This is a genomic window from Cupriavidus sp. LA-1 (assembly GCF_055385985.1).
On sequence record NZ_AP031389.1, the window covers coordinates 229,457 to 247,983 of the forward strand.

Sequence of the window (18,527 nt, forward strand, 5' to 3'; positions counted from 1 at the left end):
CACCATGCAGCATTCCACCTCTCAAGCGCCCAATCGCGGAAAGTCCATGCGCTTTTCATGGCACGACCCGAAGCTGCGCGCGCTGATCTACCAAGCACTGGTTATTGGCATCGTTATCGGCCTGGCCTGGTACCTGGTGCACAACACCTTGCACAACCTGTCGACGCGCAACATTGCGACAGGCTTTGGCTTCCTTGACAGGGAAGCAGGATTCTCCATCGGCGAAACGGTCATTGATTACTCGCCGGCAGATACCTACAAGCGAGCCATTGTCGTCGGTTTGGCGAACACCGCCTATGTGTCGGTTATCGGGCTTTTCTTTGCCACCATCCTAGGCACCGTGATTGGCATTTCGCGGCTGTCGACCAATTGGCTGGCGGCCAAGCTCGCCTCTTTCTATATCCAGGCCATCCGGAACGTACCGTTGCTGCTGCAGCTTCTCGTCTGGTACGCGATGATCTCCGAGATCCTTCCTGGTCCTAGAGCTGCGTTGCACCCACTTCCTGGCGTATTCCTATCGAACCGCGGTCTGCTCGTCCCGGCGATTGAGGGCGGCTCCACCTCCGCAGTTGCCCTGGGAATTCTGCTCGCGGTGCCTGCTATATTTATCGCCACCAGCCTGCGCAACCGCGTTCAGCGAAAGACGGGTTCCTACCACGCCATTTGGCCCTGGGCCATTGCCATGTTGGTGGTGTTCCCCCTCCTGGCCTGGGCCCTGACTGGAACGGACCTACAGCTGGACGCACCTCATCTGAGTGGATTCAGCTTTGAAGGTGGCTGGAACTTCTCGCCGGAGCTGTTTGCTCTTCTGGCGGGCTTGATCACATACACCGCTGCCTTTATCGCTGAAATCGTCCGCTCCGGCATCCAATCTGTGAACAAGGGACAGTGGGAAGCCGCGCTTTCGCTGGGCATCAAGCGCTCGCGAGCCCTTCGGCTCGTCATCTTGCCCCAGGCATTGCGCGTAATCGTTCCGCCGACCACGAGCCAGTATCTGAACCTCATCAAGAATAGCTCGTTGGCAGTAGCGATTGGGTATCCAGACCTTGTGTCCATCGTGAACACGACTTTGAACCAGACAGGCCAGGCCATTGAAGGGATTCTCATCATCATGTGCGCGTTCCTGACTATCAGTCTCGCCATTTCTCTGCTGATGAATCTGTACAACAAACGCATCGCATTGGTGGAGCGCTAACCATGAGCATGACCCAACAGGGCAATACGGTGGTAATGCCCAGCACTCCCCCGACACGCTCCACCGGCATCATTCGCAGGTTAAGGCGCAATCTCTTTGCTTCGCCGGCAAGCACTCTGACCACGGTGCTAGTTGTGTGGTTGCTACTATTGGCTGCGCCTCCGCTCGTCGAATGGCTACTAATCAAAGCAACGTTCAAGGCGCCCAATGCCAATGTCTGCCGGGAAGCCGGCGGAGCTTGCTGGGCGTTCATTGCCGAGAAGTATCGTCTGATTCTGTTCGGGCCGTACCCCTATGACGAGCAATGGCGTCCGCTGCTGGCGACATTCCTCCTGGTGGCGACCATCGTCTGCAGCGGTATCAAGCGCTTTTGGAACCCAATGTTGCTGGTGGCATGGACCGGCTGCTTGATTGCCGTAGCAATTCTCATGTGGGGCGGGATCCTTGGGCTCACGCACGTGGAAAACGTGCAGTGGGGCGGACTGCCGCTCACATTGATTCTGTCGACCTTCGGCATTGCTTTCGCGTTTCCGTTTGGTGTTCTTCTCGCACTTGGCCGGCGCTCGCGGATGCCAGCAATCAAGGCGATGTGCGTGGGTTACATCGAACTGATTCGAGGCGTACCGCTCATCAGCCTGCTCTTCATGTCGTCGGTCATGCTCCCGCTGTTCCTTCCCGAGGGCATGGACATCGACAAGCTGCTGCGCGCACAGATCGCAATCATTATGTTCGCTGCGGCCTACATTGCCGAAATCGTGCGCGGCGGCCTGCAGGCTATCTCGAAAGGACAGTACGAAGGTGCGGAATCGCTGGGTCTTAGCTATTGGCAGCAAATGCACAAGGTCATCCTGCCGCAGGCGCTCAAGATAGTCATCCCTCCCCTGGTGAGCACCTTTATCGCGCTCTTCAAGGACACGTCGCTTGTCGTCATCATCGGGATTTTTGACCTCACACAAGCAGCAAAGGCTGCACTGGCCGACCCAGCATGGAGCGGCTTCGGGGTAGAGGCCTACATCTTCATCGGCCTCATCTACTTCTGCTTCTGCTACTCCATTTCGCGCTATAGCCAGCGCCTTGAACGCGAGCTGACAAGGGAACACAAGGCAACGAAGGCCTCGTGACATCCTGGCTCACTAGAACTTTTTGGTAGAAAACATGACCGATTCCATTGTCACTCTCGAAAACGTCAACAAGTGGTATGGAGACTTCCATGTCCTTCGAAACCTCAACCTTGAAGTCCGTCGAGGCGAGCGTATTGTTATCTGCGGGCCGTCCGGTTCTGGTAAATCGACCATGATCCGCTGCATCAATCGCCTTGAAGAACACCAAGCCGGTGTGATTCGCGTTGACGGCACGGAACTCATCGATGACCTGAAGAGCATCGAGTCCATCCGCAAAGATGTCGGTATGGTCTTCCAGCACTTCAACCTTTTTCCCCATCTGACCGTCCTCGAGAACCTTGTCCTTGGACCGACATGGGTACTCAAGCGCTCGAAGGCAGACGCTGAGGCGGCTGCAATGAAGTATCTGGAGCGTGTCCGCATCCCTGACCAGGCAAACAAGTACCCGGGCCAGCTTTCCGGCGGCCAGCAACAGCGTGTCGCGATCGCGCGCTCGCTCTGCATGGCCCCCAAAATCATGCTCTTCGATGAGCCGACGTCTGCGCTCGACCCCGAAATGGTCAAGGAAGTTCTCGACGTCATGGTGAGTCTTGCACAGGAGAGCGGTATGACGATGCTCTGCGTGACACACGAGATGGGCTTTGCCCGAAACGTCGCCGACCGTGTCATCTTCATGGACCGCGGCGAGATCGTCGAGGAGGCGGCTCCAGACACCTTCTTCTCAAGCCCGAAATCCGACAGAGCGAAGAAGTTCCTCAGCCAGATCGTTCATTAGTCTTTCCCTCGCGCCATACATTTACGAACAGGCACATCAACGATGAAAGAATCAAAGTCTCTCGGCTTCCAGACACGCGCCCTGCACTCCGGCTATGACCCTCTGAGCGAAAAATTCGGGGCGGTCTCCCCCCCGATTTACATGACGTCGACCTACGCCTTCGACAACACAGAGGAGGCCGCCGCGCCATTCAGCGGGGAGAGCTCTCGTTACGTCTACGGTCGCCAACACAACCCGACCCAAGAGCTCCTGGAAAGGCGTCTAGCAAACCTTGAGGGTGCAGAGGCTGGTCTGGTAACAGGTTCGGGCATGGGGGCAATCTGCTCGACGCTGCTGACCCTCTTGTCGGCCGGTGATGAGCTGATTGTGCACCACACGATGTACTCCACTGCGACGTCCTTCGTCTACGAAGGCCTACCGCGCTTTGGCATCACGGTTAAGAAGGTAGACCTTACGGACCCGGCCAATCTTCACTCCGCAATCACGGACCGTACCAAGGTTATCTACTTCGAGACACCGATCAACCCCACGGGCCAGCTCCTGAACATTCGAGCACTGGCGGATGTTGCCCATGCATGCGGAACTGCGAAAGTTCTCGTGGATTCGACATTTGGTTCGCCAGCGTTGCAGAACCCTCTGGCACATGGCGCGGACCTGGTGATCCACTCCATGACCAAGTACATCAATGGTCACGGTGACCTTCTGGCCGGCGCGGTGGTTGGCGATGCAGAAACCATCGGCAAGATCCGGACTGTCGGTCTCAAGTACATGACCGGATCGACCCTCGCTCCCATGATGTGCTTCATGGTCATGCGCGGACTGAAAACGCTTTCCGTTCGTATGCGTCAGCATGGCGAGAGCGCGCTGAAGGTTGCACAGATGCTCGAGCAGCATCCTGCAGTGAAGGTCGTGCGATACCCGTTCCTGGAAAGCAGCCCCGACCATGAGCTGGCGAAGACGCAAATGCGCGCTGGCAGCGGCATGCTTTCGTTTGACCTGAGATCGGGTCTAGAAGGCGCGATCAAGATGATTGACGCACTACAGCTCATCTCGCGCGCCATCAGCCTCGGGGACACGGAGTCGCTCATCACTCATCCTGGCAGCTTGATCAAGGCGCGTCAGAAGGTAGAACCTGCCGCACGCCTAAGTGACGGCGTAACGATGGACCTGATTCGTCTGTCGGTAGGCTTGGAAGACGCGGAAGATCTGATTGCCGACCTGCGCCAATCTCTGGACCGCTTGGTCTGATTGAGGGCATATCGGCTTGGCCTCGCGTCACCGGCGGCTACGCGAGGCCCTTTTTTCACCCGCAAGCGTAAGCTGCGAGCTTTTCTCACCAGTGGCCACCTCAAGCCCGCCTAAGGGCCCCTCCGGCGAAGATTGAAACGCAAGCTCCGGAAGACTGCCTGCACGAAGCACTCGGAGTGAGATAGGCTCCGGGAATGCTCCCCCTCTTCTAGCACGCTCCCCCTAGCGCCACCAACCACTCGACGCAGGGCAATTTGCCCCAGTGAGTTGGCAGACCGGCCACTTTCGGGAAGGCTCTCGTGAGAAAGTCGATCGCTTCCGTTGGACGCGCACTCCTGGCGATCGCGCGGCTTGTTTCGTTCGTAAGACATGAATCTTCCCTATCGGATACGTTATATCTCGGCGACAGCGCGAAGCAACTTCGGGACGAAGGTGCCCATGCCACACGCAAACATGCGGCGCAGGAAACTGCAAAAAGCAGGCCCCGGTGAAATAGTGGCCAGCGCGTATGGATTTGCTGCGGAATGTCGACGAAGACGACTAGGTGTGATTTCAAATTTGAAATGGATACGCTCAAATTTGAAATATGAAAGGCCGCCCAAGGAGGAGACAGTCGAGTGGGCGAAGCGGCTAGCCCACCCTAAGAGGTCAAGCAGTCGCAGGAAGCTCGATATCCGGATGCAGACCTGCAGCTCTAGCCACATCCTGCGCAGATAGTGACAATTCCCGCACAAGCGGATTGTCCGCTCTGTCAGCGCGAACGATGGCCACAACGCGCCGGCACATGGACGGGCGCGCAATGGCAACCTTCCTAAGGTGATATTGAGTCAGCAGCCGGTCCGGAATACGCTCCGGGAGTATGCAGGCACCCACACCGGTAGAGACCATCTTGAGCATTGCATCGACCGTTTCGGCTTCGGCGACAAACTGAGGGTACAGCCCACTACTGTGGACCATCTTGCGAAGCACGTAGTGCGGAGGAAAGCCGACAAGACGGGGTAGCGTTTGCGTCAGGTCTACTGGCCCGGCCAAATCACGGTCGTTTCCGACAACGAGGCACATGCGATCGTCGAACAAGGGAGTGGCTACCACCTTATCTGAGGCGACCGCTGTGTCGTAGACGAGGCCGAGGTCAGCCCTTCCAGTCTCCACTAGCGCCACCACCTCCGGCGAGCCTCGGCCCATTACAGACAGGCTTACCGTCGGATGCAATCCCGAGAAGTGCGCGACAAGCTCACCTACGAAGTAGTAGCTCAGCGTGTGGACGCTCGCAAGCTTGAGCGTGCCATGCAAACTGCCTTGGTCTCGTAGCGCCTGAACCGCCGAGTCGATCGCAACGAAAGCGGGCTTCACTTCCGAGAGCAGATTGCAGCCGGCATCGGTGAGCTCCATTCCTCTGCCGGTTCGATTGAATAGGTTCCTGCCAAGAGAGGCCTCAAGGGAGGCAATCTGCCTGCTCAAAGCCGGTTGGGTGCAATCCAACTCCTCGGCCGCGCGCGATAGCGACTGGACCTCAGCAATTTTCAAGAAGTAACGCAGCTGCCTATCTAAGGTTTCCACAATCGCCTCCCCCCATCTCGTTCTGCCCCTTCGCCTTTGAACGAAGGGGCGTTTCTGCTTATCTTGACTTCTTCAGTCCAAGCGCGTGCCGAGCGGCACGTGCAATCGACTGTGCATCCACACCAAAGAACTCACGGAGCGCGCCGCGAGTATCGCTGCGACCGAAGCCGTCGGTACCAAGCGTGATGTAGCGACGCTCACCAGGCAGGTACGAGCGGATGCTCTCTGGCACTGCGCGCACGTAGTCGGTCGCTGCGATGATTGGTCCCTCACTGTGCTCGATCTGCTGCGCGACAAAAGGCTTCGCCTCCGTGCTGCTCTCACCGAGCAGATCATGACGCTCCCATTCCGCGCCATCTCGAGCCAGCTCACTCCAACTGGTTACGCTGTAAATGGTGGCGTGAATTCCCTCTTCTGCCAGAGCTTGAGCAGCTTTGATAACCTCGGTGAGGATGGCGCCCGATCCCATCAGCGTGACGCGATGAGCCGGTTCGGCGCTCACGGCAGGACGTTCCCAGCTATCAAACTCATAGCAGCCGCGCAATATCTGCGACTCGACGCCAGAAGACAAGGTCGGCTGAGCATAGTTCTCGTTCATCAACGTGACGTAGTAGAAGACGTCGCGCTGCTCGACCATCATTTCGCGAATACCCGCATCGACGATGACCGCCATCTCCGCAGCAAAGGCAGGGTCATATGCCTTGCAGTTCGGAATGGTCGCTGCCACAAGGTGGCTCGTACCGTCCTGATGCTGCAGCCCTTCGCCACCCAGGGTGGTTCGGCCGGACGTCGCACCGAGGAGGAAGCCCCGCGCACGCTGGTCGGCTGCCGCCCAGATTGCATCCCCCACTCGCTGGAAGCCAAACATCGAGTAGTAGATGTAGAAGGGAAGCATCGCCAGCCCGTGGACGCTGTAACTGGTAGCTGCGGCTGTCCAGGAGGCGATAGCGCCGGCTTCGCTGATGCCCTCTTCCAGGATCTGCCCGTTGTGCGCCTCGCGGTATGCCAGCACCGAGCCAATGTCTTCAGGCGAATAGCGTTGGCCTACGCTGCTGTAGATACCGACCTGTTTGAAGAGGTTCGCCATCCCGAAGGTACGGGCCTCATCAGCAACAATGGGAACGATCCGCGGTCCGAGTTCCTTGTCCTTCAACAGGCCGCCGAGCAACCGGACGAACGCCATCGTCGTGCTCATTTCCTTCCCATCTGCCTCTACAGCAAACTTGCCGTAAGCGGACAGCGCGGGCTTAACAACGACTGCACATTCCACGTTTCGCTTTGGCAATGCGCCGCCAAGTGCATCACGGCGCGCACGCAGATAGCGCATTTCATCGCTGTCTTCGGTCGGCTTGAGGAACTCGAGGGCGGTAGCCTGCTCATCGGTGAGAGGCAAGTTAAAGCGATTCCGGAATTCAAGCAGTTGCGCTTCGTCCAACTTCTTTTGGGAATGGGTGGTCATCTTGCCCTGGCCAGCCGTTCCCATGCCATACCCCTTCTTGGTATGGGCAAGGATTACGGTCGGTTGACCCTGATGCGCTGCCGCACGAGCATAGGCAGCATGGATCTTGACCAGGTCGTGACCGCCTCGCTTCAGACGGTCAATCTGCTCGTCTGTCATGCCCTGCGCGAGAAGCGTCAGCTCGGGATTCTGTCCAAAGAAGTGCTCACGGTTGTATCGACCGTCCTTGGCAGCAAAGGTCTGCATCTGCCCATCCACGGTGTCCCCCAGCGCACGCGTCAGGGCACCGCTAGCATCCCGGGCAAACAGACCATCCCAGTCGCTACCCCAAACCAGCTTGATGACGTTCCAGCCCGCACCTGCGAACAGCTTCTCCAGCTCGTCAATGATGCGGCCGTTACCGCGAACGGGGCCATCGAGGCGTTGCAAATTGCAGTTCACCACCCAGACGAGATTGTCGAGGTTCTCACGTGCCGCCAATGTCAGGGCACTCATAGACTCCGGCTCATCCATCTCGCCATCGCCGAAGACACCCCAGACCTTTCGACCGTGGCACTCCAGCAAACCGCGATGGCTCAGGTAGCGCATGAAACGAGCGTGGTAAATCGAGCTGATGGGACCAATTCCCATCGAGCCGGTGGGGAACTGCCAGAAATCCGGCATCAACCAAGGGTGTGGGTAGCTTGAGAGCCCTCGAGCTCCGCTCTGAGGAGCCGTGATCTCTTGGCGATAGTGCGCCAAGTCAGCTTCCGTAAGTCGCCCCTCGAGAAAAGCTCGCGCGTAGACACCAGGTGCACTGTGCGGCTGGAAGAACACGAGGTCATTCGCGCGGAAGAAGTGGTTGAAGCCCGCCTCAAAGAGATCCGCCGCACTGGCATAGCTCGCAATATGCCCTCCGAGCTCGCCGTATGCCTGGTTCGCACGGACCACCATTGCCAGCGCATTCCAGCGCATCAACGAAGCGAGCCGCTCCTCGATGGCCAAGTCGCCGGGGAAAGCAGGCTGCTCCTCCACAGGGATCGTGTTGACATAAGGGGTTCCCAATTCAGGGCGCCACCCGATACGCCTCTCGCGTGCGAGTTCGGCTAGCCGGTCCAGCACAAAGCGCGCGCGGTCAGCGCCGCAGGCTTGAATCAGGCCAACGAAGGCATCTCGCCATTCGGAAGTCTCAAGAGGATCCGAGTCGCTCTGCTGGGCAGCGACCAGATCAAGGAGTTGGGGTGAAGTCGGTGTGTTCATGACAAAAATTCTAAGGTGCCGCCCTCAGAATTACGTGCCATAATAGACCGTAGGACACTTTGTTTCCAGCATAATCTTCTGCAGCGAGGCTGTTTTCAGGGCATGTATGAACCTCGATACAATTGATCTGCGCATCTTGGACCACCTTCAAAAGGACAGCGCCTTGACCAACGTAGAGCTGGCGAAACGCGTCCATCTCTCCCCCTCTCCATGCCTTGCGCGGGTTAGAGCACTTGAGAGCGCGGGAGTGATTCAGAGGTACGTCGCGCTGGTGAGTGCCGCCGCGCTTGGGCTTGGCCTGAACGTATTTGTGTCCATCAGCCTCAAGGACCAGAGTAAGGCTTCGCTTGTGGAGTTTGAGCGCCGCATCGCAGAACACGATGAGGTCATGGAGTGCTACTTGATGACTGGTGACAGCGACTACTTGATTCGCATTGCAGTTGCCGACATGGCTGCGCTCGAGCGGTTTATCTTGGAACAACTCACTCCCATACCTGGCATCGAGAAAATTCGGTCCAGCTTCGCTCTCAAGCAAGTGCGCTACAAGACAGCGCTTCCATTGCCACAACGTTGCAACTAGGCGAGTCGTAGTCAGTGGAGGGCTTCCATTGCCGACCACAGCTCTTCCGCGCAGGTCATACGGTCCACGCCACCCATTCGGAACCAAGGGCACCCAGCGGCAGCATATAACGCTGAATCCATGCCCGCGAGGGGAGAAATTCGGCGTCTAATGCGGCAGCTGTCTCTCTACAATCCTTTTACGCGACTGATCTTACCGTTGTCGAAAGGATTGTTTGAGCATGAATCTGCCGTCCCCCGAGTTCCCCATTCGCGCTGTACCGTCCGTTGAGTCTGAAGTCAATGGTGCCGATATGGTAGTGATGGCTCTCGTAGAAGAGGGCATCAAATCGGTATGGGGTTACCCCGGCGGCGCTGTTCTACCCATCTATGACGCGATAGAGCGGCAATCGGACGTCACACATCTCCTGGTTCGCCACGAACAAGCTGCGGTGCATGCCGCGGACGGGTATGCGCGCGCCACGGGGGAAGTGGGGGTTGCCTTGGTGACATCCGGCCCCGGCGTCACGAATGCGGTTACCGGCATCGCAACCGCATATTTCGACTCAATCCCGCTGGTGGTCATCTCCGGCAATGTGCCCACGTCAATGATCGGCGAGGACGCCTTCCAGGAATGTGATGCTGTCGGGATTACACGCCCGGTGGTTAAGCACAACTTCCTGGTCACGAGTCTGGAGTCCCTCCCGCGCACGTTGAAGAAGGCTTTTCACCTGGCCCGCACCGGAAGACCCGGCCCAGTTCTGGTCGATATTCCGAAGGACGTTTCCCTTGCTCGAGGGCGCTTCGAGTACCCCACGTACGCAAATCTTCGTTCTTACAATCCCGTCATGGATGGGCATGAGGGGCAAATTCGAACTGCCGCGCGCGCCTTGGCTCGAGCGCAGCGCCCCTACCTGTATGTCGGTGGTGGGGCAGTCGCATCCGGAGCGAACGGGGTAGTCCAAGAACTGGCCAGGTTGCTGAATGCACCTGTCACGACAACCCTCATGGCATTGGGCGCCTTCCCGGCGAGCGACCCGCTTTATCTCGGCATGCCAGGGATGCACGGGACCTATGAAGCGAACCGGGCGATGCAGGAGTGTGATGTGCTCCTGTCGATTGGTGCCCGCTTTGATGACCGGGTAATTGGGAATGTCGCTTCGTTCAGCGCGAAGCCGCGCGAAATCATCCATATCGATATTGACCCCGCGAGTATTGGCAAACGCGTCAAGCCGACGGTCCCCATTGTAGGTGACGCCTTGCGCGTCGCTCAGAGGCTTGTCGACCTGCTCAAGAAGTCTGTGAAACCGACTTCCGACCTCGCGCCTTGGTGGCGTGATATTGCCGCATGGCGCTCGACAGGTTGCCTGGCCTACAAGCGAGATGGACAGAGCATCAAACCCCAGTACGTCATTGAGACGCTCAACCGGCTTGCCCCACCGGACACGATGATTTGCTCCGATGTCGGTCAGCATCAGATGTGGGCCGCACAACACTACTACTTTAACCAGCCGCGACAATGGCTGAATTCCGGTGGTCTTGGCACTATGGGGGTCGGCTTGCCCTATGCAATGGGTGCCAAACTCGCCTATCCCGATCGCGAATCCGTTGTGATTACTGGCGACGGCTCGATTCAGATGTGCATCCAGGAACTGTCTACTTGCAAGCAGTACGACCTGCCGGTCAAGATCATCTGCCTCAACAACGGCTACCTCGGGATGGTTCGCCAACTGCAGCACGTCGAGTACGGCCAGCGCTATAGCCACTCGTACATGGAGGCGTTACCTGACTTCGCAGCCCTGGCCCGCGCCTTTGGACATAAGGGAATCACGATTACCTGCGAGGCAGAGGTGGAGCCGGCTCTGCAAGAGGCCCTGGAAGAGAAGCAACAATCCGTCTTCCTTGACGTCCGCATCGATCCATCCGAGAACGTCTGGCCGATGATTCGGAATGGCCATGGCTTGGACCGCATGATCCTCAGCGACCCCTACGACCAGTAAGGCCGAGCTAACTCACTAGCGCCTCGCGAATCGGCTCCTCTTTATCGCATGACCATCGACTCTAGCTACTCGCATCATCCTCATAAACCCGCTGCTGACGAAGACGGTCAGACGCTCGCGGCAACCCGATCCGATAGCCCCTGCATCGGCATCTGCTCGACCTTGTTCGATGAGGTATGCCAGGGGCTGCGGCCGTACCGCCACTGAAGTGAGTTGGGTATTCTTCAGCAAGGATGAGAAGCAGGCGATTTGGGAGCGAATTACGGCAGAGGCAACAGCGCAGCGCTTTCGCCAACAGTAACGCCGTCGCCTGGAAGCTACGAAGCACTGTCGGAAGCACGACTGCAGCCTCGGAGATGGGGCGTAGACTGCTTCCGACCTCGATCGCCGGCCTCAATACCCAAAGCATCATCCCTTCTTGCGGTCGCTGACGACTACAAGCGCTTGCGCCTGGACCTTGCCCACTGACCGCGACCTGTGCGGAATGGAGGCGTTGAAGTATAGCGAGTCGCCTGCATTCATACGGACTGTGCGGTCGTCAAACACCACCTCCATCTGCCCTGATACGACGAATATCAGTTCCTCCCCTGCATGACTGGCCATCGGCTGGTCTTCGGCCAATTTGAACGGCGGCAGCATGATGAAGGGCTGCATGGCCTTGTCCGGCCGCTCTGTTGCAATGGCTTCATAGGTGTAGCCATGTCGCTCCGTTGACGGACTGAATGGAATCCGGTCGCCGGCTTTCACGTGAAGGATCTCATTCGCACGCGATGACCTGGAGATGAGCTGATCGACGGTCACCGACAACGCATCAGCGAGCTTGAGCACGGTTCCGATAGTCGGCGACGACAATCCCCGCTCAAGCTTCGAAAGGTAACTTTTTGTCAGCGACGAGCGCTGCGCCAGCTCTTCAAGCGTCAAGCCGTTCAGCTTGCGAAGCTCTGCCAGGCGCTCCGCAATGCTGGGGGCCGCTGCCTCCGTACTCACTTCCTGCTTTTTCGTCATCCCAAGACCGGAGTTCCCAAGCGCCTGCACAGGCGCTTCCACGGCTGGCGATTGTACGTGGCGCGCGGCCTCACGACAACTCAGTTGCACGAATGACACTTTGGTGTCATGCTTGACACGCTTGTTTCCAATAACGCCACATAGGAGAATGCAAGTGAGTCCCAGCCGCCCCCGCTGGCGTGACCTGACTTCCGTGGTCACCCTTTCTACTGCAATGCTGTTGAGCATCCCCCTTGCCGGTCACGCGGCAGATTATCCCGACAAGCCAATTACCCTAGTCGTACCGTTTGGTGCTGGGGGCATTACCGATCTGGTGGCCCGCGCCACCGGTAAATCCCTGTCGGAACAGCTCGGTCAGTCCATCGTTGTGGAGAACCGCCCGGGTGCGGGAGGTAACATTGCGGCAGACTTCGTGCGGCGTGCCCGGCCCGATGGCTACACCCTGATGTTCACCACAGTCGGTATCCTGGCTGTCAATCCGCATACCGACGTCAAGGTGAACTTCGATAGCGCAAAGGACTTCACCTACATCTCGCTCGTTGGCTCAACCCCACACTTGGTCGTAGTGGGCGCAAATGTCCCGACAAAAGCCCTCCCTGATCTCATCAAGCTTGCTCAGGGCAAGCCTGATTCTGTCAGCGTTGGAACCGCCGGCGTCGGCAGTTCGCCGTACCAAGGGATGCGCGTGCTCCAGGATATGGCGAAAATCAAGTTTCTCCACGTGCCATTCAAGAGCGGCGCTGAATCCGTCACCAATGTGGTATCGGGCCAGGTGAACATGACTTTTGAGGCCACACCTCAGGTCATGCCGTTCGTGACATCGGGCAAGCTTCGAGCCCTGGCGGTAGCGAATCCGCGCCGACTGTCCACCGCACCACAGGTTCCATCTACGGCCGAACTGGGGTTCCCGTCCTTGGTTTCAGGTTCAGTTGCTGGCCTTATCGGGCCGGCGGGGCTCGATCCTGCTATCGTGAAAAAACTCAATGCCGCGGTAGCCACCGCGACAGCGAATCCTAGATTCAAGGCGACACTGGTAGCTCAAGGCACTGAGCCTATCGCCTCGACGCCCGAACAATTTCGAAAGCTGATCGCAGAAGAGAATCAGCGATGGTCTGGCCTACTTCGCGTAGGCAACAAAGCAAATTAAAGCGTCGCCCCTAACCTGACCTCCTTTCCAGCACATCCCAAAAGGACACACCATGGCTGACACAATGCAACTGAGCAAGAGCGAAATCGTCGCGTCTTCGCTCCAGAAGATGCAGATGGAACTCCCGGCTGACAAGCTGCCCCTGCGTGAAGCCGTCGCAGAAACCTGCCGAATCCTGTTCGCGTTCGGACACGATTCCGGCTTGGCGGGCCAGATCACGGCGCGGGCCGAGGAGCCGGGCACGTACTACACGCAGCGCCTGGGTCTTGGCTTCGACGAAATCACCGCGGATAACCTGCTGCTCGTCAATGAGGACCTGGAAGTTCTTTCGGGAAGCGGGATGCCGAACCCGGCGAATCGCTTCCATTCGTGGCTCTATCGCGCTCGTCCGGATCTGAACTGCATCGTTCATTCCCATGCGCCGCATGCCTCTGCGCTTGCCATGCTGGAGGTTCCGCTGACGATTTCCCACATGGACACTTGCGTCCTCTACGATCAGACGGCGTTCCTCGAGAAATGGCCCGGTATCCCTGTCGGCAACGAAGAAGGCGAGATTATCTCCACGGCGCTCGGCGACAGGAAGGCGATCCTGTTGTCGCACCACGGCCTCCTGGTTGCCGGTGCATCGGTGGAGGAGGCGTGCGTTCTCGGGGTGATGTTCGAGCGAGCCGCTCGCCTTCAACTTCTGGCAATGGCTGCTGGCGAGATTCAGTCGATTCCGCCGGAACTGGGTCGCGAAGCCCAGCGTTGGGTAAGCACACAGAAGCGGTTCGAAGCGACCTTCGCCTACTATTCCCGCCGCGCTCGCCGGGAACTTGAGTCCGGGAGGCTCACCTCTTAGGGTGAGCGAGATGGTGGCCACTAAGAGCACCATCTCAGTTACCTTACCGCGACTCCGATTCTCTGCAGCACTTCCGACGTATGCTCACCGATAAGCGGCGAGCTTTCGCGATGAATTCCCAATCCCGGAACATGCGCCAATGGCAGCTGACCGATGCCTTCCGCTCCGACCCAATGAAATGCATTTGTCGCGCTGACATGACCATCTTTCAGCCAGTCGCCGTAGGACTGGACCTTTTCGGCGAACACGCCTGCCGCGTGAAGCTCGCGTAGCAATACTTCTGTGGAGAAGTCAGTGCTAGCCTTGCCCAGAATGGTCATGAGCTCAGCGTTGTTTTCCACACGTTGTGTGGCATTTACGAACCGAAGATCACCTACGACATGCTGTAGTCCCAGCCTCTCGCACAACGAAACGAAATGCTGCTGAAGCCGGCAAGACACTGATACAGCCCCATCGCTGGTTGGAAGTAGTCCGACCGGGGCGTAGAAGAGCTTTCCCTCACCGCCGGTGGCCGAATACTCTGCAATCTTGGCGGCCTGGAAGGCTGCCGCAGACTGCATCATGCTGATATCGAGATAGGTACCTTCGCCCGAAGCGCGCCGGTGCGCGAGCGCCGCAGCGATGGCCACATGGAGATACAGTCCGGTCACGACATCCACCGCCACCATGTTCTGGCGACGCGGAACGCCGTCCAGGGTACGATTCATCACCATCATGCCTGAAAAGCCCTGCATAAGCGCATCAACAGTTCCTCTTGCGCTGTTCGGTCCTGTCTGTCCAAAGCCCGAGACCGAGGCATAGACAACATCTGGCCGCAGCGCTCTTACATCTTCGTACGAAAAACCAAGCCGTTTGACCACGCCTGGACGAAAGCTCTCTACGAATACATCGCTGGACCGTATGAGAGCTTTCAATCCCTCGCGGCCAGCCTCGTCCTTTAGGTCCAATGCGACTGACCGCTTGCCGAGGTTGTAGTACCACGAATGAATACAATGATCGCCGTATTGGTCGCCAAGAAGCCGTCCCCAATCCCCGTCGGGAGGCTCCACCTTCACAACATCCGCGCCGAACTGAGCAAACAGCTTCGTTGCGTGTGGGCCGGCAATCCCCTGGCTCAGGTCGCAAACTGTTAGGCCTGCAAAGCTATCGCTAAGATTCACGTGACCTCCAGGAGGAAGGGAGGGAAACGAACGTTGGTAGTTAGTCCGCGTAATGATCGATGAGAAATGCACCAATGCGCTCGTTCTGCATTTCCGTGGTGCCGTCAGCATATCCAGCAAGCTTCAGGTCCCCGAGATGCCTGACGAGCGAGGTTGATTCGAGCACCGCACAAGCACCCATTGCCTGCATGCAACGCTCGACGCCGAAGAGCGCCGATTCCGCGGCAAACTTTTTTGCGTGGGCCGCAGCGAGGGTCGCGTCGCAACCGTCGGCAATACGCTCTGCCGCCCGGTAGGTGAGAAGGTTTGCTGCTTCCAAGCGATTTGCGACATCGGCCAGGTCCCATTTCAGTCCCTGATGGTTCAGTAGCGATTCACCGAAGGCTTGACGTCCAACGCAGTATCGGACAGCCGTCGCCAAGCTCTGTTGCAGAGTTGCGACACACATTGCCGCAACGTGGGTGCGTGCCCCGTTGATGGCCGACATGCCGAGACGAAACGCCTCACCAGGTGCATCGACCATGTACGAATCTGGCACGAAGACTTTGTCAAACCTCGCACCGCCGAGTCCCGCCGGATGCCCGACTGCCATGGGATGTGCTGGCAGGCGCTCCACCCCGGCAGCAGACATATCGATGATGAAACGTCCAATTCCTCGTGTTCCAGTGGCCGTTTGCGCGGACACAAGCATCAGGTCGCAGATCGTGGCATTGGTAATCCAGGCCTTTTCCCCGGATACGACCCACCCACCCGAAACCTTCGTGGCGGTTGTCCGCATGTTTGCTAGGTCGCTACCACCGTTAGGCTCGGTGATACCCACGGAAGCAATTGCATCCCCCTGGAGAAGGCGCGACAAATGCCGTTCTCTAACCTCCTCAGCAGCGCGGGTGGCAATGATGTAGACCATGCTCTGCATATTGTTCAGACTGAACGCCGTCGCAAAGCTCCGCCTGGCCAGTGCATGAACCATGCTGATCTTTGCAAAGTATGACGCTCCCAGGCCTCCGAGTTCGCGCGGTGTCTGCAGCCCCAGCATGCCCAGTCCCCCCCATGCCTTTGCGATTTTGCGAGATACGTGCACTCGGTCCACCGCGGAATTCCGGGCAAACGGCTCAATAATGTCGTTGCAAAACGCCTCAATTCGAGCAAGTGCATCTTTTTCATCGCCGGAAAGGCGCTTGTCCCAAACCTCATAGATTCCGCTTGCCGTCATCGCTAGACCTCGAGGGCGCGCTTGATGGTCTGCTCAAGCATGTCCAGACGGTCTTGGCCCCAGAACGCCTCGCCGCGAAAGAAGTAAAACGGCGCACCGAAGACGCCACGCGCGATCGCTTCGTTCGTATTTCGGATGTATGTGAGCTCGGAACGTGGGTCCGTTGCCTCCGCAAGGATCCTCTCTCCCTGCAGCCCAAGCCCCTCAGCAATGCGCACGAGCTCCCTTGGATCCTCGATGTTGACATCGTCTACCCAAAGCGCGGTCATGATCGCTTGGGAGATGTCGTACGTCTCAGCACCCAGAACCTCTGCTGCGATGACGAACCAGGACGGGAGGTGCCCTGTCTTCGGCCAAAACTTGGGTTCCAGATTGATTGGCATTCCCAGGATGTCGCGAAACCGCTTCATCTCCAGCAGACGGTAGTTTTTCCGTTCAACGGAGCGGTACTCCAACTTGATTCCGCCGGTACGTGAGTACACAGTCGCCAAATCAATCGGCTTGTGCTTCACCTTCAGGCCGTAGCGCTGACCAAGCTCGTTCAATCGTGGGTTGCCGAAGTAAGCCCAGTCGGATTGCATCCAGTAATAGGCGTCGATGGTATCGGTCATTCGCAGCTCTCAGTCGAGAAATGTAGGGGCGGCCAAGTGGTCGAGCAGCCAGTCTAGCGATCACGGTTGCCTCCGCCCAATACCGAATCCGTACACACGCGATGCCGACTCGGTATCACGCCGGCGCCTCCGCATTCCGCCCCGAATCGATGCGGAATGCACAGATTTCCTGCGGTCTGCTCCACATTTCGGTGCGGGGTTCGGGTTCCCCCTCATGCTGATTTGCGCGTATCGGCGCTAGTATTCACGCAGGACACCTTGTGTCTTGTAGGCACATAAGTTGCATGAACGGACTGGCGACGCGGCGCCCAACCGCCACTCCGCATGATTTAGTTGGGACTGGTACGCGCCCCTCTCATTTGCTTGCAGCCGCCCGAACGGCCAGAGGAATGAGGCGATCTCTCGACTTCGACGATATCTACCATGACAACTCTCCAATATGCCCTCCTTGCATCGGCGCTGGCACTTTCCGCCGCCGCTCCCGGTGCCTATGCCGATGCCTATCCGTCTAAGCCCATCCGCCTCGTCGTCCCCTACCCCCCTGGCGGGCCTGTTGACTTCGTGGCGCGGGCGGTGAGTACAAAGTTGGGGGCTGAGCTTGGCCAAACCATCGTTATTGATAACAAGCCGGGAGCAGGGGGAAATATTGGGGCTGCGGATGTCGCCCGCGCGAAGCCAGACGGCTACACCCTCCTTGTCGTCTACGACTCGCACGCAGTGGCGAATCTCTTCTACAAGGACCTGAAGTTCGACGCCTTCAACTCGTTTGACTACATCAGTCTGATTGGCTATTCCCCTCTCGTGCTGGTGACATCGAAGGCCTCTGGCCTTGACACCCTCCCGAAGTTCATCAGCGCTGCAAAGGCAAATCCAGGCAAGTTCAACCAGGCCATTACTGGCTACGCCGGGAATAGCACGCTGAAGGTCGAGCAATTGAAGCAGGCCACCGGCATCAAGACCACCACGGTGCCATACGGAGGAGCGGCTGCAGCATTGAGCGCCATCGCCGGCGGACAGGTCGATGTGCTCATGGCCTCGATGCCCGTCGTCCTGTCCCTAGTCAAGGGAGACAAGATGAACGCTCTTGCCGTGGGGACCAAATCTCGGTCTCCTCTGCTACCCGAAACCCCAGTCATCTCAGACACCGTGCCTGGCTTCGAAGCCGGCGCATGGATCGGCCTGGTCGGCCCCAAAGGGTTGCCTCCAGCTGTGGAGGCAAAGATCGGAGACGCATTGCGTACGTCTCTGAAAGACGCACAAGTGAAGAGGATCCTCGATGAAGGCGGGTTCGTCTCACTTGGTACCGACTCTAAGCAGTTTGTCGAGCGAGCTCGCGCCGATTATCACGACACAAAAAAAATGATCTCCGATCTCAATCTCAAGATTGAGTAAGCC

Annotated in this window: 15 protein-coding genes and 1 pseudogene; 10 read left to right on the plus strand and 6 right to left on the minus strand. The window is 58.1% G+C overall.

Annotated features, from left to right (window positions below; genetic code table 11):
* Positions 1 to 4: 4 nt before the first annotated feature.
* The 4 genes from ACZ5MJ_RS33400 to ACZ5MJ_RS33415 are packed head-to-tail and all read left to right on the plus strand — an operon-like array spanning position 5 to position 4,339.
* Positions 5 to 1,195, plus strand: a complete 1,191-nt coding sequence (locus tag ACZ5MJ_RS33400) for an amino acid ABC transporter permease (protein WP_464226750.1) — start codon at positions 5 to 7, stop codon at positions 1,193 to 1,195.
* Positions 1,196 to 1,197: 2 nt separating this feature from the next.
* Positions 1,198 to 2,316, plus strand: a complete 1,119-nt coding sequence (locus ACZ5MJ_RS33405) for an amino acid ABC transporter permease (RefSeq protein WP_464226752.1) — start codon at positions 1,198 to 1,200, stop codon at positions 2,314 to 2,316.
* A gap of 34 nt (positions 2,317 to 2,350) precedes the next feature.
* Entirely contained in the window at positions 2,351 to 3,091 is a 741-nt protein-coding gene (locus ACZ5MJ_RS33410; protein ID WP_464226753.1) for an amino acid ABC transporter ATP-binding protein, read from the plus strand.
* 42 nt (positions 3,092 to 3,133) lie between these two features.
* Positions 3,134 to 4,339 carry a trans-sulfuration enzyme family protein gene (locus ACZ5MJ_RS33415; RefSeq protein WP_464226754.1) on the plus strand — a complete coding sequence of 402 codons (1,206 nt, stop codon included), beginning with the start codon at positions 3,134 to 3,136 and terminating at the stop codon, positions 4,337 to 4,339.
* 648 nt (positions 4,340 to 4,987) lie between these two features.
* On the opposite strand, the gene ACZ5MJ_RS33420 is transcribed toward ACZ5MJ_RS33415, so the two are convergent.
* Complete coding sequence (locus ACZ5MJ_RS33420) at positions 4,988 to 5,899, minus strand: LysR family transcriptional regulator (RefSeq protein ID WP_464226755.1); 912 nt, start codon at positions 5,897 to 5,899, stop codon at positions 4,988 to 4,990.
* Between the two features lie 58 nt (positions 5,900 to 5,957).
* The gene (mdeB, locus tag ACZ5MJ_RS33425; RefSeq protein WP_464226756.1) at positions 5,958 to 8,597 is read right to left on the minus strand and encodes an alpha-ketoglutarate dehydrogenase; all 2,640 of its coding nucleotides are present in this window, start codon (positions 8,595 to 8,597) and stop codon (positions 5,958 to 5,960) included.
* Positions 8,598 to 8,703: 106 nt separating this feature from the next.
* Here mdeB and ACZ5MJ_RS33430 point away from each other — a divergent pair, with 106 nt between their 5' ends.
* The 3 genes and pseudogenes from ACZ5MJ_RS33430 (at position 8,704) to ACZ5MJ_RS33440 (ending at position 11,456) form a co-directional block, all read left to right on the plus strand.
* Complete coding sequence (locus ACZ5MJ_RS33430; RefSeq protein ID WP_464226757.1) at positions 8,704 to 9,177, plus strand: Lrp/AsnC family transcriptional regulator; 474 nt, start codon at positions 8,704 to 8,706, stop codon at positions 9,175 to 9,177.
* Between the two features lie 220 nt (positions 9,178 to 9,397).
* On the plus strand, positions 9,398 to 11,155 hold the full coding sequence (ilvB, locus tag ACZ5MJ_RS33435) for a biosynthetic-type acetolactate synthase large subunit (RefSeq protein WP_464226758.1): 1,758 nt from the start codon (positions 9,398 to 9,400) through the stop codon (positions 11,153 to 11,155).
* Positions 11,156 to 11,203: 48 nt separating this feature from the next.
* Positions 11,204 to 11,456, plus strand: a pseudogene (locus ACZ5MJ_RS33440) (DUF1289 domain-containing protein).
* Positions 11,457 to 11,563: 107 nt separating this feature from the next.
* Here ACZ5MJ_RS33440 and ACZ5MJ_RS33445 read toward each other — a convergent pair.
* Positions 11,564 to 12,160 carry a helix-turn-helix domain-containing protein gene (locus tag ACZ5MJ_RS33445; RefSeq protein ID WP_464226759.1) on the minus strand — a complete coding sequence of 199 codons (597 nt, stop codon included), beginning with the start codon at positions 12,158 to 12,160 and terminating at the stop codon, positions 11,564 to 11,566.
* A 148-nt stretch (positions 12,161 to 12,308) separates the two neighbouring features.
* Between ACZ5MJ_RS33445 and ACZ5MJ_RS33450 the strand changes: the two genes are divergently transcribed.
* Together ACZ5MJ_RS33450 and ACZ5MJ_RS33455 are read left to right on the plus strand one after the other, a co-directional pair.
* Complete coding sequence (locus ACZ5MJ_RS33450) at positions 12,309 to 13,307, plus strand: Bug family tripartite tricarboxylate transporter substrate binding protein (RefSeq protein WP_464226760.1); 999 nt, start codon at positions 12,309 to 12,311, stop codon at positions 13,305 to 13,307.
* A gap of 52 nt (positions 13,308 to 13,359) precedes the next feature.
* Complete coding sequence (locus tag ACZ5MJ_RS33455; RefSeq protein WP_464226761.1) at positions 13,360 to 14,148, plus strand: aldolase; 789 nt, start codon at positions 13,360 to 13,362, stop codon at positions 14,146 to 14,148.
* Between the two features lie 38 nt (positions 14,149 to 14,186).
* On the opposite strand, the gene ACZ5MJ_RS33460 is transcribed toward ACZ5MJ_RS33455, so the two are convergent.
* From ACZ5MJ_RS33460 to ACZ5MJ_RS33470, 3 genes are read right to left on the minus strand one after another with little or no spacing between them, the layout of a single operon-like run.
* Positions 14,187 to 15,308, minus strand: a complete 1,122-nt coding sequence (locus ACZ5MJ_RS33460) for a CaiB/BaiF CoA transferase family protein (RefSeq protein ID WP_464226762.1) — start codon at positions 15,306 to 15,308, stop codon at positions 14,187 to 14,189.
* A gap of 40 nt (positions 15,309 to 15,348) precedes the next feature.
* On the minus strand, positions 15,349 to 16,521 hold the full coding sequence (locus ACZ5MJ_RS33465) for an acyl-CoA dehydrogenase family protein (protein WP_464226763.1): 1,173 nt from the start codon (positions 16,519 to 16,521) through the stop codon (positions 15,349 to 15,351).
* A 2-nt stretch (positions 16,522 to 16,523) separates the two neighbouring features.
* The gene (locus ACZ5MJ_RS33470; RefSeq protein ID WP_464226764.1) at positions 16,524 to 17,132 is read right to left on the minus strand and encodes a DsbA family protein; all 609 of its coding nucleotides are present in this window, start codon (positions 17,130 to 17,132) and stop codon (positions 16,524 to 16,526) included.
* Positions 17,133 to 17,555: 423 nt separating this feature from the next.
* Between ACZ5MJ_RS33470 and ACZ5MJ_RS33475 the strand changes: the two genes are divergently transcribed.
* Positions 17,556 to 18,524, plus strand: coding sequence for a Bug family tripartite tricarboxylate transporter substrate binding protein (locus ACZ5MJ_RS33475; protein ID WP_464226765.1), 969 nt, complete (start codon positions 17,556 to 17,558; stop codon positions 18,522 to 18,524).
* Positions 18,525 to 18,527 lie beyond the last annotated feature (3 nt).